Consider the following 12,994-nt stretch of genomic DNA (forward strand, 5'->3'; position numbering starts at 1 on the left):
CGGAGCGGTCGCGCTTCAGGCGACCAGGGTCTCCTGGAACCGGCAAGGCTGGCCCAGGTGCGGGGCGACCACCTCGCCATCGCGCATCACCGCGGTTCCCCGGATGATCGTCGCCATCGGCCAACCCTTGGCCTCCATGCCGTCGAAGGGGGTCCAGCCCGCGCGGCTGGCCATCATGTCGTGGCGGATGGTCTTGCGGGCCTTCAGGTCGACGATGGTCAGGTCGGCGTCGTAGCCCTCGGCCAGGCGGCCCTTGTCGGCCAGCTGGAACAGGCGGTTGGCGCCGTGGCTGGTAAGGTCGACCAGCTGCTCCAGGCTGAGCCGGCCTTCGGCGACGTGGGTCAGCATCACCGGCAGCAGGGTCTGCACGCCCGGCATGCCCGACGGCGAAGCCGGGTAGGGCCGGGCCTTCTCTTCCGAGGTGTGCGGCGCGTGGTCGGAGCCCAGCACGTCGGGCACGCCGTTAGCCATGCCGGCCCAAAGCGCGGCGCGATGCTCGGCGGTGCGGATCGGCGGGTTCATCTGGGCGTAGCCCTTCAGCCGTTCGTAGGCTTCAGGTCCGACCAGGGTCAGGTGCTGCGGCGTGAACTCGACGCTGGCCACGTCCTTGTGGGCCGCCAGGTATTCGACCTCCTGGGCGGTGGTGACGTGCAGGACGTGGATGCGCTTGCCGAGTTGGGTGGCGATGCGCACCAGGCGCTCGGTGGACTGGATCGCCGACTGGGCGTCGCGGACCTCGTAGTGGCTGGTCCAGTCGCCGATGCGGGCCAGCGGGCGGCGGTCGGCGAGGCGGTACTCGTCTTCGGAGTGGAAGGCGGCGCGGCGGTTCACATGGCGCAGCACCTGCTCGATGCCTTCGTCGTCCTGCACCAGAAGCGTGCCGGTGGAGGCGCCCATGAACACCTTGATCCCGCAGCAGCCGGGCAGGCGCTCCAGCTCACCCAGCCAGCGGGCGTTCTCGTGCGTGCCGCCGACGTAGAAGGCGTGGTCGCAGTGCATGCGCCCGTTGGCGCGGGCGAGCTTGTCGGCCAAGGCGTCGGGGTCCGTCGTCGTGGGCTCGGTGTTGGGCATCTCGAACACCGCCACCACGCCGCCCAGCACCGCGGCGCGGGAGCCGGTCTCAAGGTCTTCCTTCCACTCCAGGCCGGGCTCGCGGAAGTGCACCTGGGTGTCGATGACGCCGGGCATGACGGTCAGGCCCGCGGCGTCGAACACCTCATCGGCGCTGGCTTGGCCAAGGTCGCCGATGGCGGCGATCTTGCCGCCGCGCACGCCCACATCGGCCAGCCCTCGGCCGGCGTGATTGATCACCTCGCCGCCACGGACGATCAGGTCGTAAGTCTCAGCCACGCGTTTCCTCCGTCGCCGCCAGCAGTTCCTCGGCGGCGTCGTTCACCGTCTCGACGTTGAGGTCCATCATGTGACAGAGCGCCTGGCCGAAGCCCGGGTCAACGGCGCGGATCTGCTCGTAGGAGCGCGGGCCGCGCGCCACGCGGGTGTCGGCGCCCCAGGGGCCGTAGAGCTGCTCGTCCGAGGGTCCGAACAGGCCCAGCGTCGGGATCCCAGCCGCCGCCGCCAGGTGCATGGTCCCGGAGTCGTTGCCGATGAACAGGCGCGCCCGCTTCAGGCAGGCGTAGGCGGTGAGCAGGTCGGTGTCCTCGGTCAGGTTGATGAACTGATTGCGCATGACCACGTCGCGCAGGCCCTTGGCGAGCTTGGCGTCTTCGGGCCCGCCCAGCACCATCAGCCGACCGCCCTTCATCGGCCCTTCGGGGTCGAGCAGGCGCATGGCGACGCGGGAAAACCGCTCCAGCGGCCAGGTCTTGCCCAGCCAGTTGGCGGCGGGCGCGAGCGCCAGGATCGGGCCGAAACCGGCTGTAAGCTCTTCCGCGCGGGCCTCGGTCTCCGGCGTCGTGAAGATGAAGGGCGGCGCGGGATCGTCCTCGATCTTGAGGATGCGCGCGGCCTCGATCACCTTGTGCGCCGGCGGCCCGGAACCCTTGCGCCAGATGGCGCGGCGTCGGGTGGAGATGAAGCGCGAAAGGCCAGAGCCGCGCAGGTCGACGACCAGACCCCAGCGGGTGCCACGCACCTCTCGCCAGAGTTCGATCCAGTGGCCGCGGTTCTTGGCCTTGGCCAAGACGATGACCCGGTCGAGGGTCGGCACCTCTTCGAACAGCGGGGCTGCGACCGGGCCGGCGACGATGGTGAAGCGGGCGTTGGGGATCTCGTCGGCCAGCCGTTTGATCAGGCCGGACGACAGCACCGCGTCGCCGATCCGGTTGGAGGTGATGAACAGGATCGGGAAGGCGCCGCGCGACATCGGCCCTCTATAGGATGCGTAGCGCTGGCGCTCCACCGCCGCAGACCCCAAATTAAGCCGATGAGCGAAACCCTGACCTTTGCGCCACTGAACAGCCGCGCGCTGATCGCGCTGTCAGGTCCCGACTGGCGCGATTTCCTGCAAGGGTTGATCACCCAGGACGTCGAGACCCTGGCGGTGAGCGAGGCGCGGTTCGGGGCGCTGCTGACGCCACAGGGCCGGCTGCTCTACGACCTCTTCGTGGTCGGCCGCGAGGACGGCGCCTGGCTGGACGTACTCGCCGAGCATCGGGCGGCGATCGTCCAGCGCCTGACGATGTATCGCCTGCGAGCCAAGGTGCAGATCGAGACGGACGAAACCCCGGTGAGCATCCTTTACTCCGACCGTCCCGGCGGAAGCCGGGACGCAACCGGCGAGTCGGCTTGGGCCCCGGCGTTCGCTGGGGAAATCGGGGGATGGGTCGCTGACCCGCGTCTCCCCGTGCTGGGCTGGCGAGGCTATGGCGTGGAACCGCCCGCGGGCGCGACGATCGCCGAAGAGTCCGCGCGCGACGCCGCCAAGCTTGAGCTCGGCGTGCCGGGGCCGGCTGACTGGGGCTCGGACAAGACCTATCCGATCGAGGCCAACTTCGATCTCCTCAACGGTATCGATTTCCAGAAGGGCTGTTTTGTCGGCCAGGAGACCACCTCGCGCATGAAGCGCCGCGGCCAGATCAAGAGCCGCATGCTGCCGATCGTCTTCGAGGGACCCGCGCCGGCCGTGGGCGCGGAGGTGCTGGCGGGCGACCTGCGGGCCGGCGTGGTGACCTCCGCGGGCGAAGGCCGCGCCATCGTGCTCCTGCGGCTCGACCGCGCGGAAGGCCAGAGCCTCACCGTCGATGGCCGCCTCGTGGCGCTGGAGCGTCCGGCCTGGCTGTCAGACGCCCTCGGCGTGGAAGCTGCGTAGGGCCGCGAGCGTCTCGGCGGGCTTTTCCTCCGGCAGGAAGTGGCCGCAGTCGATGGCTTCGCCGCGCAAGTCCGGAGCCCATTCGCGCCAGACCGCCAGCGTGTCGTACCAAGCCGCCAACGCGCCCTTGCCGCCCCAGAGCACCTGCACCGGGCAGGCGATCTTGCGGCCGGCCGTCTTGTCAGCCTCGTCCAGCAGCCGGTCGTAGGTCGCCCCGGCGCGATAGTCCTCGCACATGGCGTGGATCACTGAGGGGTCTTTGGCGCAGGCCAGATAGTCGGCGTAGGCCTCGGTGAAGGTCCTGAGGATGCTGCGGAACTGGGCGTGGAAGAAAAAGAGCTCAGGGTCCGGCCGGATCAGCGCCTCGGCGTTGGACTGGTTCAGGAAGGACCAGTGCCAGTAGCCCAGGGCGAACCGCCGGTCGGCCCGGGCCCAGACCTCGCCGGTCGGGATGATGTCGAGGATCGAGAGCCGGCGCACCGCCTGCGGGTGATCCAGCGCCAGGCGGTAGCCGACCCGGCCGCCCCGGTCGTGCCCCGCCACGTCGAAGCGGTCGAACCCGAAATGCGTCATCAGCGCAATGGCGTCACGGCCCATGGCGCGTTTGGAATAGGTCTCGTGGTCGTCGCTATCGGCGGGCGGCGTGCTCTTGCCATAACCCCGCAGATCTGGCGCGACGACGGTGAAGTCCCTGGCCAGGTCGCCGGCGATCTGGCCCCACATCATGTGGGTCTCCGGATAGCCGTGCAGCAGCAGGAGCGGCGGGCCTGAACCGCCGTGACGGACCCGCAGCGAGACGCCCTCGCCGACGTCGATCTGCGACAACTGGAAGCCTTCGAAGCTCATCGGAAGAACTCCCGCTTGTGTCCCGCGCGCGGCTCGGAGAAGAGTGCGCCGATGGCTGACACCCTGATCCGATGCGGCTGGCGCGGCATGGCCGGCGACCCGCTCTATGAGGCCTACCACGACACCGAATGGGGCGTACCGGAGTATGATTCCCGCGCGCTATGGGAAAAGCTGGTGCTGGACGGCTTCCAGGCTGGCCTGGCCTGGATCACCATCCTGCGGAAGCGCGAGGCGTTCCGCGCGGCCTTCGACAATTTCGATCCGGAGAAGGTCGCCCGGTATGGCGAGGCCGACCGCGCCCGGCTGATGGCCGACGCCGGCATTATCCGCTCCAACGCCAAGATCGACGCGGCCATCAACTCGGCGAAGATCTATCTGGCGATGCGTGACGCCGGCGAGGATTTCTCCGAGTTCTGCTGGGGGTTCGTGGACGGCAAGCCGCTGCAGACGGGCGCGGTTTCCATCGGCGACGTGCCGGCCCAGACGCCGCTGGCGGTCGAGGTCGCCAAGGCGCTGAAAGCCAAGGGCTTCAAATTCGTCGGCCCGGTGATCGTCTACGCCTGGATGCAGGCCGTCGGCATGGTCAACGATCACCTGACCTGCTGTTTCCGTCACGACAAGGTTCAGAAGGTCGTCCGATGATCTTGCGTTGCATTGCGGTTTTGGCGGCGGCCCTGAGCCTGGCCGCCTGCCAGACGGTCGGGCCGGTGCATATCGGCGACATCAACCAGGGCCGCGCCACGCTGCTCGCCAAGACCGAGCTGGCCAGTCGGCACATGGAGGCGATCGAGGACTGGCGCGCCGAGGTCGAGGACTACAACACCGTCTGGGTCGTCACCTTCTATCGCCCCGCGGGAAAGCCGGACGGGCCGCCGTTCGTGCGGGTCAGCCTCAACAAGCACACCGAAAAGGTGGTCGCCGTGACGACCGGCCAATAGCCGTGGCGCGGGGTCCGACCCTGTTCCTGGAGCGGGCCTTCATCGGCGGGCCGGTCTGCGGCGTCGACGAGGCGGGCCGAGGGCCCTGGGCCGGGCCGGTCAGCGCCGCGGCGGTGATCCTCGATCCCAAGCGGACGCCCAAGGGCCTGGACGATTCCAAGAAGCTGTCGGCCAAGGTCCGCGAGACCCTGGAGGTGGAGATCAAGGCCAAGGCGGTGGCCTGGTGCGTGGCCTTCGCCAGCGTCGAGGAGATCGCGACGCTGAACATCCTGCACGCCTCGGGCCTGGCCATGCGCCGCGCCGTGGAGGGCCTGTCGGTGGCGCCGGCTTTTGCGCTGGTGGACGGCAACTACCGCTTCGACCTGCCCTGCGAAGTGAAGACGGTGGTCGGCGGCGACGGCAAGTCGAAGTCGATCGCCGCGGCCTCGATCCTGGCCAAGGTGGCCCGTGACCGGCTGATGATCGAGATGGACCAGCGCTACCCGGGCTACGGCTTCGCCAGCCACAAGGGCTATCATGCGGAGATCCATGTGGAGGCCCTGCGGACCCTGGGCCCCTGCGAGATCCATCGCATGGCCTGGGCGCCGGTGAAGCTGGCGCTGATGGGCGGCGCGCCATTGCAGGACGAGTTCGCGTTCGAGGGGTTCGCGGGCGAGGATTGACCGGCCGAATCAAGCTTGACCCCCTTAAGGGCGAGGGGCGCGATGAGGTCATGAGCAAAGACCTCCCCGATGTCGTGAAGGCGCTGACGCTGCAGGCCAGCGTCTGCCGCAATATGGGCTCGCCGCTCAACGGCGACCTATTGGATCGGGCGGCCGCCGACTGGCTGGCCGGCGGACCGGTCAAGGCGCTGATGGCGCCGTGGGAGCACGCCGACCTCCAGGGCCAGTTCGACGCCGCCGCGCCGTTGCGGCTGATCGGGTCCTGGCATGAGCTGGCGCTTTCCGGCGACGATCCGGCCGTAGCCAGGGCCTACAAGGCGCTGGACGCCGACGCCATCTGGGCCGCGGTCAGTATCGCCATGGTCGCTCGCTACGACCGACTGGCGGCGTTCATGGCGCACGAGCCGCAGACCAATGAGGTGCGCCGCTCGATCTGCCTGCTGGGCGGGTTCCTGGAGGTGGCCAGGATGACGGGGCTGCCGCTGCGCTGTTTCGAGATCGCGGCCAGCGCCGGGCTGAACGCGTCGTGGGACCGCTATCGTTACACGGTCGGCGACGCCGTCTGGGGCGATCCAGCCGCCAGCGTGCGGATGGACACCGCGTGGAACGGGCCGCCGCCCGCGGTGGAAGCGCCGGTGAAGGTGATCGAGCGCGCGGCCTGTGACCGGCGGCCCACGGACCTGACCGATCCCGCCCAGAGCCGCCGGCTGATGGCCTACATCTGGGCCGACCAGGCCGACCGGCTGGCGCGCCTGCGGGCGGCGATCGAGGTGACCCTGGCGAACGGCCTGACCGTGGAGCGCGCCGACGCGGCCGACTGGGTTCGGGCGAAGGTGCGTCCGCACACCGGGGCGGCGACCGTCCTCTACCACTCGGTCTTCTGGCAATACATGCCGCCGGAGAGCCAGTCGGCGCTGGCCGCCCTGATCGCGGAGATCGGCGCGACCGCGACGGCCGACGCGCCTTTCGCCTGGCTGCGCATGGAGCCGCCGGGACTCGCGCCCAGGATGGACATCCGGCTGACGCTTTGGCCAGGCGGAGAGGAGCGTCTGCTGGGCCACTGCCATCCGCACGGCGCTTCGGTCGAGTGGCTGGGCGGCCCGTCGCCGTGACGCTAACCAGTTGTCAAGGCTTCCAAAATCTCAGGTTAACCCGCGGCCTTTAAGGTTACTCCGCCCGCAGAACGCCGGGAGGGGAACGCCTTGGACAAGAGCAATCACTACGACCTGATCGTCATCGGATCGGGTCCCGCCGGACGCCGTGGCGCGATCCAGGCGGCGAAGCTCAACAAACGCGTCCTGGTGGTCGAACGCGGCCGCCGCGTGGGCGGGGTCTCGGTCCACACCGGCACCATTCCCTCCAAGACCCTGCGCGAAACGGTGCTGAACCTCTCCGGCTGGCGCGAGCGCGGCTTCTACGGCGCCGCCCACCGGGCCAAGAAGAACATCAGCGCCGAGGACCTGCGCCGGCGTCTCGATATCACTCTGGGCCACGAGGTGGACGTGCTGGAGCACCAGTTCGCCCGCAATGGCGTCGACACGGTCGAGGGCGTCGCCACTTTCACGGGCGCGAACAGCCTGACGGTGCTGGGCTCGGGCCGCGTCGCCGACTACACGGGCGAGAAATTCCTGATCGCCTGCGGCACGCGTCCGTTCCGCCCGGCCCACATCGGCTTCGACGGCGAGAACATCGTCGACTCGGACGAGATCCTCGAAATCACCCGGATCCCGCGCCAGCTGGTGGTGGTCGGCGCCAGCGTCATCGGCGTGGAATACGCCTCGATCTTCTCGGCGCTGGACGTGAAGGTGACGATCATCGAGCCGAACAGCGTGCTGATGCCGTTCCTCGACCGCGAGCTGGCCGACGAGTTCCTACACGACCTGCGCGAGCGCGGCGTCATCGTCCGTTTCGGGGCCAAGGTGGCGTCCGCCGATGTCGTCGGGCCGCAGCACTGCCACCTGAAGCTTACCGACGACCGCGAGCTGCATGCGGACATGGTCCTGTTCTCCGCGGGCCGTGAAGGCGCCACCGACGGCCTGGGCCTCGACGCAGCCGGCCTGCAGACCGACGAGCGCGGTCGGTTGACCGTGGACAAGGCGACCTTCCAGACCGCGGTCCCCCACATCTATGCCGCGGGCGACATCGTGGGCTTCCCCAGCCTGGCCTCCACCTCGATGGAGCAGGGCCGCATCGCGGCCTGCCACGCCTTCGACGCCCCGGCCCAGGCCGCTCCGGAGTTCTTCCCCTATGGCATCTATTCGGTGCCGGAGATCTCGACCATCGGCATGAACGAGGAGCAGGCGCGCGAGCGGGGCATCCCCTACGAGTGCGGCGTCGCCCGCTTCCGCGAAACCTCGCGCGGTCACATCATGGGCATCTCGTCCGGCTTCCTGAAGATGCTGTTCGCGCTGGAGACCCGCCGACTGCTGGGCGTCCATATCGTCGGCGAAGGCGCCACCGAACTGATCCACATCGGCCAGGCGGTGCTCAATCTGGAGGGCACGCTCGATTATTTCGTCGAGAACACCTTCAACTATCCGACGCTGGCGGAAGCCTACAAGGTGGCCGCCTTGGACGCCTTCAACCGCATGCCCAGGCAGCAGCTCAGCCTGCAGGCGATGAAGGTGAAGCTGGAACTGGCCGCCAAGGCCGTGAACGGCTAGAGCGCGTCAGGGTCTAGCCGCGGTAAGACCTCATTCACTATGTTCGGCAACGGGTCCTTCACCATACGGCCCCAGGATTCCCGCTTACGAATCCGCGAGGCGAGTATGGGCGTGCCGGTCGACACCATCATCCTGGGTGATTGTCTTGAGGAGCTGAGGAAGCTCCCGGACCGTTCGTGCGATCTGGTGTTCGCTGATCCGCCGTACAATCTTCAGCTGGGCGGCGACCTGCTGCGCCCCGACAATTCCAAGGTCGACGCGGTCGACGATCACTGGGACCAGTTCGAGAGCTTCGCGGCCTACGACGCCTTCACCAAGGCCTGGCTGAAGGAATGCCAGCGCATCCTGAAGGACGACGGGGCGCTGTGGGTGATCGGCAGCTACCACAACATCTTCCGGGTCGGGGCGACGCTGCAGGACCTGGGGTTCTGGATCCTGAACGACATCGTCTGGCGCAAGTCGAACCCGATGCCGAACTTCAAGGGCACGCGCTTCACCAACGCCCACGAGACCCTGATCTGGGCCACCAAGTCGCGCGGCGGCAAGCGCTACACCTTCAACTACGACGCCATGAAGATGGCCAATGACGAGCTGCAAATGCGCTCCGACTGGAGCTTGCCGCTGTGCACCGGCGACGAGCGGCTGAAGGACGACGCGGGGGTGAAGGCGCACCCCACGCAGAAGCCCGAGGCCCTGCTGCATCGGCTGATCCTGGCCTCGACGCGGCCGGGCGACGTGATCCTCGATCCCTTCTTCGGCACGGGCACCACGGGCGCGGCGGCGCGGCGGCTAGGCCGGCACTACATCGGCATCGAGCGGGAAGAGACCTACGCCAAGCTGGCCAAGGACCGCATCGCCAAGGTGATCCCGGCGACGGCGGAGGAGATGGTGGTCACTGGCTCCAAGAAGTCCGAGCCGCGCATCCCCTTCGACCAGATCGTCGAAGCCGGTCTGCTGCGCGCCGGCGACGTGCTCTATGACGACAAGGGCCGCCATGCCGCGCGCGTGCGCGCCGACGGCAGCTTGGTGGTGGGCGACCTCTCCGGCTCGATCCACAAGGTCGGCGCGATGGTCCAGTCGCAGCCGGCCTGCAACGGCTGGACCTACTGGCACTTCAAGTCCGACAAGGGCCTGGCCCCCATCGACGTCTTGCGCGCCAAGGTCCGCCAGCAGCTCGTCGCCTAGGATCGCCCGCCGCTCGCGCGTAGGTTCGCCCCCAAGGGGAGGCCGATGCTTCGCAAGCAACTGCTGATCGCCCTCGGGATGGTGGCGGCTGTGGCCGTCTGCCTACTCGCGGCGCGTCATGCTATGGGCCGTCACAGCGCCGCCGGGATGGCGACCGCCGATCGCCTCGCGCTCGCCTGGCGCTGGCTCCTGGTCCCCGGTCTCTGCCTGCTGGCCGGTATCGGATCGACGGCCAACCAGCGCTTCCTTCGCGCGGACGCCATCGACGGTGGGGCCGCCAAGGGACCCGGCTTCCTTGAGATCAACCTGCGCTACAATACGAACACCTTGGAGCAAACGGTCCTGGCGGTGATCGCCTGGACCGGGCTTGCGCTCAACCTGGCGCCGCAGAACCTCGGCCTGATCCCGACGCTGGCCGGTCTCTTCGCTGCGGGCCGGGTGGCCTTCTGGATCGGCTATCTATACGCCCCGTGGGCGCGGGCCTTCGGCCTGGGGCTGACGGCCTATCCAACCTTCTTTGTCCTGGCTTGGCTGGCGGTCCGCCTTATCGCCTAGCGCGAGCTCAGTACAAACTCATTGCCCTCCGGGTCCTTGAAGACCGCGAAGGTTCCCCAGGGCTGCTTCTCCGGCGGGCCGCGGAACTCGACGCCGCGCTCGCTGAGCTGACGATGGGTCGCCTCCACGTCGTCGCAGGCGAAGGAGCCGTTGAAGAAGGTTCCGACGCGGTTCTCGTGACCCTCCGGCGTGAACAACACCAGGGCGGTCTGGCTGCCGGCGATGGCCAGCTCGATCCAGCGCTGCGCGCCCATCGGCTGATCGGTGGTGACGCGGAAGCCCATCGTCTCGGTCCAGAACTTCAGTTGCAGGTCCTGGTCGCGGCACGGCAGGCCGGCGAACTTCAGGTGGGTGATCATCGGAGCCTCCGGTTGGTCTTCGGCTTCCTTTGCCGGATCGAGACCCGGGCGGACAATCGGTCCAATGATTGCTATAGTAACAACTATGAGTCGTCCGATCGCCCTCGATCCCTACATCGTTGACATCCTGATGCGTGACCTGGTCGGCCACGACCATACGCCTTCGGCCTTCTTGATCTATCTGTGGTTGTGGGTGCGAACGGACGGGGGCCAGCGCCGGTTCGCCGCCAGCCTCTCCGGCATCGCGCTCGAGACTGGCTTGTCCAAGTCGTCGGTGCAGAATTCAGTGCGCCAGCTCACCAGTCGGCGGAAGCTGATCTCCGTGACCCGCGACGGGCCGACGACACCACCGGTCTATGAGGTGCTGAAACCCTGGGCGCGCGGCTAACAGTGAAGCTCGGACTCAATTTCGACGTTACCGCGTGCGCGAATCAGCGCGACCCTGGGTGGTGAAGAAGGGAGGGATGGATATGAGTGCAACAGTGAAGGCGTCGCGTGTGATCCCGGCCAACGAGGCTGAGGTTTGGGAAACCCTCACCTCACGCGAAGGCATGAAGGCCTACATGGTGGGTGACGACGTCGAAGCCGTCTGGTGCGTCGGCGGTTCGATCGTCATGCGCGGCAAGTACGAGGGCAAGCCGTTCGAGGACCGCGGCGAAGTGCGCTCCTTCGAGCCCTGGCGGCGGCTCAGCTACACCCACACCAGCTGGACCGCGCCCGACAAGACCCGCGTGGTCACCATCGAACTGGAGCCGCAGGCCAGGGGCACCGAGGTCATCATCACCCAGGAAAACGCCGATGGCTCGGTCACTGAAGCCGACGAGCGTCACCAGGCGGACTACGAGAAGACCTGGTCGAACATCCTCGAAAAGCTCGCCGACGCCGTGGCGGAATAGGGCGGGGGACCTCTAGAGCAGGTTGGCGAAGCCGGCCCGCGCCGCCTTCAGGAAGACGCTGGGCAGGGCGTCGAGGTCGCGCCGTGGCGTCCAGATCACGCCGTCAGCCTCGCCCTCGGCCCGCAGCAGGGTGAGCGTGAGCGTGAAGTGGGTGAAGCCGTGCTCCACCTCGCCGACGCCGCGCCAGGCGGCCTGGGCTGGTGCGCCGGCCCGCGCCTCAGCGTCGCTCCAACGCGCCGTGCGCCAGTCGCTGGTCGGCAAGGCCAGCATGCCGCCCAAGAGCCCCCTGGGCGGGCGGCGCACCAGCGCCACCTCATCGCCCCGGGTCAGGACATAGGCCACCCCGTGTCGATGCGGCCGCTCGGCCTTGGCGGTGCGGCGCGGATAGGTCTCCGGCGCGCCGCTCTTCAACGCCGCGCAGTGCTCGGCCACCGGGCAGCGGTCGCAGAGCGGCGCTTTCGGTCGGCAGATGGTCGCGCCGAGGTCCATCAGGGCCTGGGCCCAGTCGCCAGGGCGGTCATCGCCGATCAGGCGGGCGGCCAAGCGTTTGAGCTCCGGCTTGGCGTCCGGCAGCGGCGTCTCCACCGCGAACAGCCGCGCCATCACCCGCTCGACATTGCCGTCGACCACATTGGTCGGCTCGTCGAAGGCGATCGCGGCCACGGCGGCGGCGGTGTAGGGGCCCAGACCCGGTAGGGCGCGCAGGCCCGCCTCGGCGTCAGGAAAGACGCCGCCATGCTCCGCGGCGACAGCGCGGGCGCAGGCCAACAGGTTGCGGGCGCGGGCGTAGTAGCCGAGCCCCGCCCAGGCGGCCATCACCTCGCCGTCGGCCTCGCCCGCCAGGTCCGCGACGGTCGGCCAGCGGGCGGTGAACTTCAGGAAATAGGGCGTCGCGTGCGGCACGGTGGTCTGCTGCAGCATCACCTCCGACAGCCAGACCCGATAGGGATCGGCGCGGACCCCAACCGCATGCGCCTTCGGCCCGACCCGCCAGGGCAGGTCGCGGGCGTTGGCGTCGTACCAGGCAAGCAGCTGGGCGCGGAGGGCTTGGGCGTTCACACCCTCGACCTATCACTGCCGCTCATCCCCGCGAAGGCGGAGACCCAAGCTGAATCGCCGCATGGATTCCCGCTTTCGCGGGAACGAGCGGGGTTTAAGCTAGGTCCATGCCCCGCCGCGACCTGCCCAGCCCGCAAGAGGCGCTGCTCATCCTCAGCGCCAAGCGCACGCGCCCGCCGCGCCGTCCGCCGCCGCCGCTCGGCCGATCGCTGAACAAGACGCTGAAGGCGCTGGACGCCAAGTTCGGCCAGGGGTCCGGCGCCCTGGAGGCCCGCTGGCGCGAGGTGGTGGGCGTCGAGATCGCCAAGCGCACCGAGCCGGTGAAGCTGACCCGCGGCCGCAACGGCGGGCCCTCTTCGCTGGAGATCCGGGTGGCGGGGCCGGCGGCGGCGATCATCCAGCACCAGGCGCAGGAGATCCTGGCGCGGGTGAACCTGTTTCTGGGCGCGGACGCCGTGCAGAAGCTGCGCATCGTCCAGGGACCTTTGCAGCGCAAATATGAGCCCTTGCCCAAGTCGCGCCGCCGGCTGCCACCGCTGGACGCCGCCGCCGAGGCGGGGTTG

The 12,994-nt window shown here is 68.7% G+C and carries 16 protein-coding genes; 11 read left to right on the forward strand and 5 right to left on the reverse strand.

The features are described 5' to 3' along the window. Positions 1-15 precede the first annotated feature (15 nt). Positions 16-1,350: a dihydroorotase gene (locus VHS75_RS12135; RefSeq protein ID WP_329638876.1), complete on the reverse strand. Its 1,335-nt coding sequence runs from the start codon at positions 1,348-1,350 to the stop codon at positions 16-18. After that, positions 1,343-2,323, reverse strand: coding sequence for a glycosyltransferase family 9 protein (locus VHS75_RS12140; RefSeq protein WP_329638877.1), 981 nt, complete (start codon positions 2,321-2,323; stop codon positions 1,343-1,345). The genes VHS75_RS12135 and VHS75_RS12140 overlap by 8 nt, the downstream gene beginning before the upstream one ends. 60 nt (positions 2,324-2,383) lie before the next feature. Here VHS75_RS12140 and VHS75_RS12145 point away from each other — a divergent pair, with 60 nt between their 5' ends. Next, positions 2,384-3,268 (forward strand): folate-binding protein YgfZ, encoded by an 885-nt coding sequence (locus tag VHS75_RS12145; RefSeq protein ID WP_329638878.1) that lies wholly within the window; start codon positions 2,384-2,386, stop codon positions 3,266-3,268. Here VHS75_RS12145 and VHS75_RS12150 read toward each other — a convergent pair. Beyond that, positions 3,239-4,114 (reverse strand): alpha/beta hydrolase, encoded by an 876-nt coding sequence (locus tag VHS75_RS12150; protein ID WP_329638879.1) that lies wholly within the window; start codon positions 4,112-4,114, stop codon positions 3,239-3,241. The two genes, VHS75_RS12145 and VHS75_RS12150, sit on opposite strands and share 30 nt — an antisense overlap. A 51-nt stretch (positions 4,115-4,165) precedes the next feature. Between VHS75_RS12150 and VHS75_RS12155 the strand changes: the two genes are divergently transcribed. The 7 genes from VHS75_RS12155 (at position 4,166) to VHS75_RS12185 (ending at position 10,117) form a co-directional block, all read left to right on the forward strand. Further along, a complete protein-coding gene (locus tag VHS75_RS12155; RefSeq protein WP_329638880.1) occupies positions 4,166-4,756 on the forward strand; it encodes a DNA-3-methyladenine glycosylase I in 591 nt (196 codons plus the stop codon). Then, on the forward strand, positions 4,753-5,052 hold the full coding sequence (locus VHS75_RS12160; RefSeq protein WP_329638881.1) for a hypothetical protein: 300 nt from the start codon (positions 4,753-4,755) through the stop codon (positions 5,050-5,052). The genes VHS75_RS12155 and VHS75_RS12160 overlap by 4 nt, the downstream gene beginning before the upstream one ends. Before the next feature lie 2 nt (positions 5,053-5,054). Further along, positions 5,055-5,714 (forward strand): ribonuclease HII, encoded by a 660-nt coding sequence (locus VHS75_RS12165; RefSeq protein WP_329638882.1) that lies wholly within the window; start codon positions 5,055-5,057, stop codon positions 5,712-5,714. Between the two features lie 50 nt (positions 5,715-5,764). Next, a complete protein-coding gene (locus VHS75_RS12170) occupies positions 5,765-6,826 on the forward strand; it encodes a DUF2332 domain-containing protein (RefSeq protein ID WP_329638883.1) in 1,062 nt (353 codons plus the stop codon). Between the two features lie 90 nt (positions 6,827-6,916). Next, complete coding sequence (sthA, locus tag VHS75_RS12175; RefSeq protein WP_329638884.1) at positions 6,917-8,377, forward strand: Si-specific NAD(P)(+) transhydrogenase; 1,461 nt, start codon at positions 6,917-6,919, stop codon at positions 8,375-8,377. Between the two features lie 105 nt (positions 8,378-8,482). Next, a complete protein-coding gene (locus VHS75_RS12180) occupies positions 8,483-9,562 on the forward strand; it encodes a site-specific DNA-methyltransferase (protein WP_329638885.1) in 1,080 nt (359 codons plus the stop codon). A gap of 45 nt (positions 9,563-9,607) precedes the next feature. Next, a complete protein-coding gene (locus tag VHS75_RS12185; protein ID WP_329638886.1) occupies positions 9,608-10,117 on the forward strand; it encodes a hypothetical protein in 510 nt (169 codons plus the stop codon). Here VHS75_RS12185 and VHS75_RS12190 read toward each other — a convergent pair. Then, entirely contained in the window at positions 10,114-10,476 is a 363-nt protein-coding gene (locus tag VHS75_RS12190) for a VOC family protein (RefSeq protein WP_329638887.1), read from the reverse strand. The genes VHS75_RS12185 and VHS75_RS12190 overlap by 4 nt on opposite strands. Before the next feature lie 85 nt (positions 10,477-10,561). On the opposite strand from VHS75_RS12190, the gene VHS75_RS12195 reads away from it, so the two are divergent. Together VHS75_RS12195 and VHS75_RS12200 are read left to right on the forward strand one after the other, a co-directional pair. Then, positions 10,562-10,864: a helix-turn-helix domain-containing protein gene (locus VHS75_RS12195; RefSeq protein WP_329638888.1), complete on the forward strand. Its 303-nt coding sequence runs from the start codon at positions 10,562-10,564 to the stop codon at positions 10,862-10,864. Between the two features lie 82 nt (positions 10,865-10,946). After that, complete coding sequence (locus VHS75_RS12200; protein ID WP_329638889.1) at positions 10,947-11,372, forward strand: SRPBCC domain-containing protein; 426 nt, start codon at positions 10,947-10,949, stop codon at positions 11,370-11,372. Positions 11,373-11,384: 12 nt separating this feature from the next. On the opposite strand, the gene mutY is transcribed toward VHS75_RS12200, so the two are convergent. Beyond that, positions 11,385-12,431 (reverse strand): A/G-specific adenine glycosylase, encoded by a 1,047-nt coding sequence (gene mutY, locus VHS75_RS12205; protein WP_329638890.1) that lies wholly within the window; start codon positions 12,429-12,431, stop codon positions 11,385-11,387. Positions 12,432-12,538: 107 nt separating this feature from the next. Between mutY and VHS75_RS12210 the strand changes: the two genes are divergently transcribed. Beyond that, the coding region (locus tag VHS75_RS12210; protein WP_329638891.1) for a DUF721 domain-containing protein at positions 12,539-12,994 on the forward strand (456 nt) is incomplete at its 3' end.

This window comes from Phenylobacterium sp. (assembly GCF_036264965.1).
In the GTDB taxonomy this organism is placed as follows: Bacteria; Pseudomonadota; Alphaproteobacteria; order Caulobacterales; family Caulobacteraceae; genus Phenylobacterium.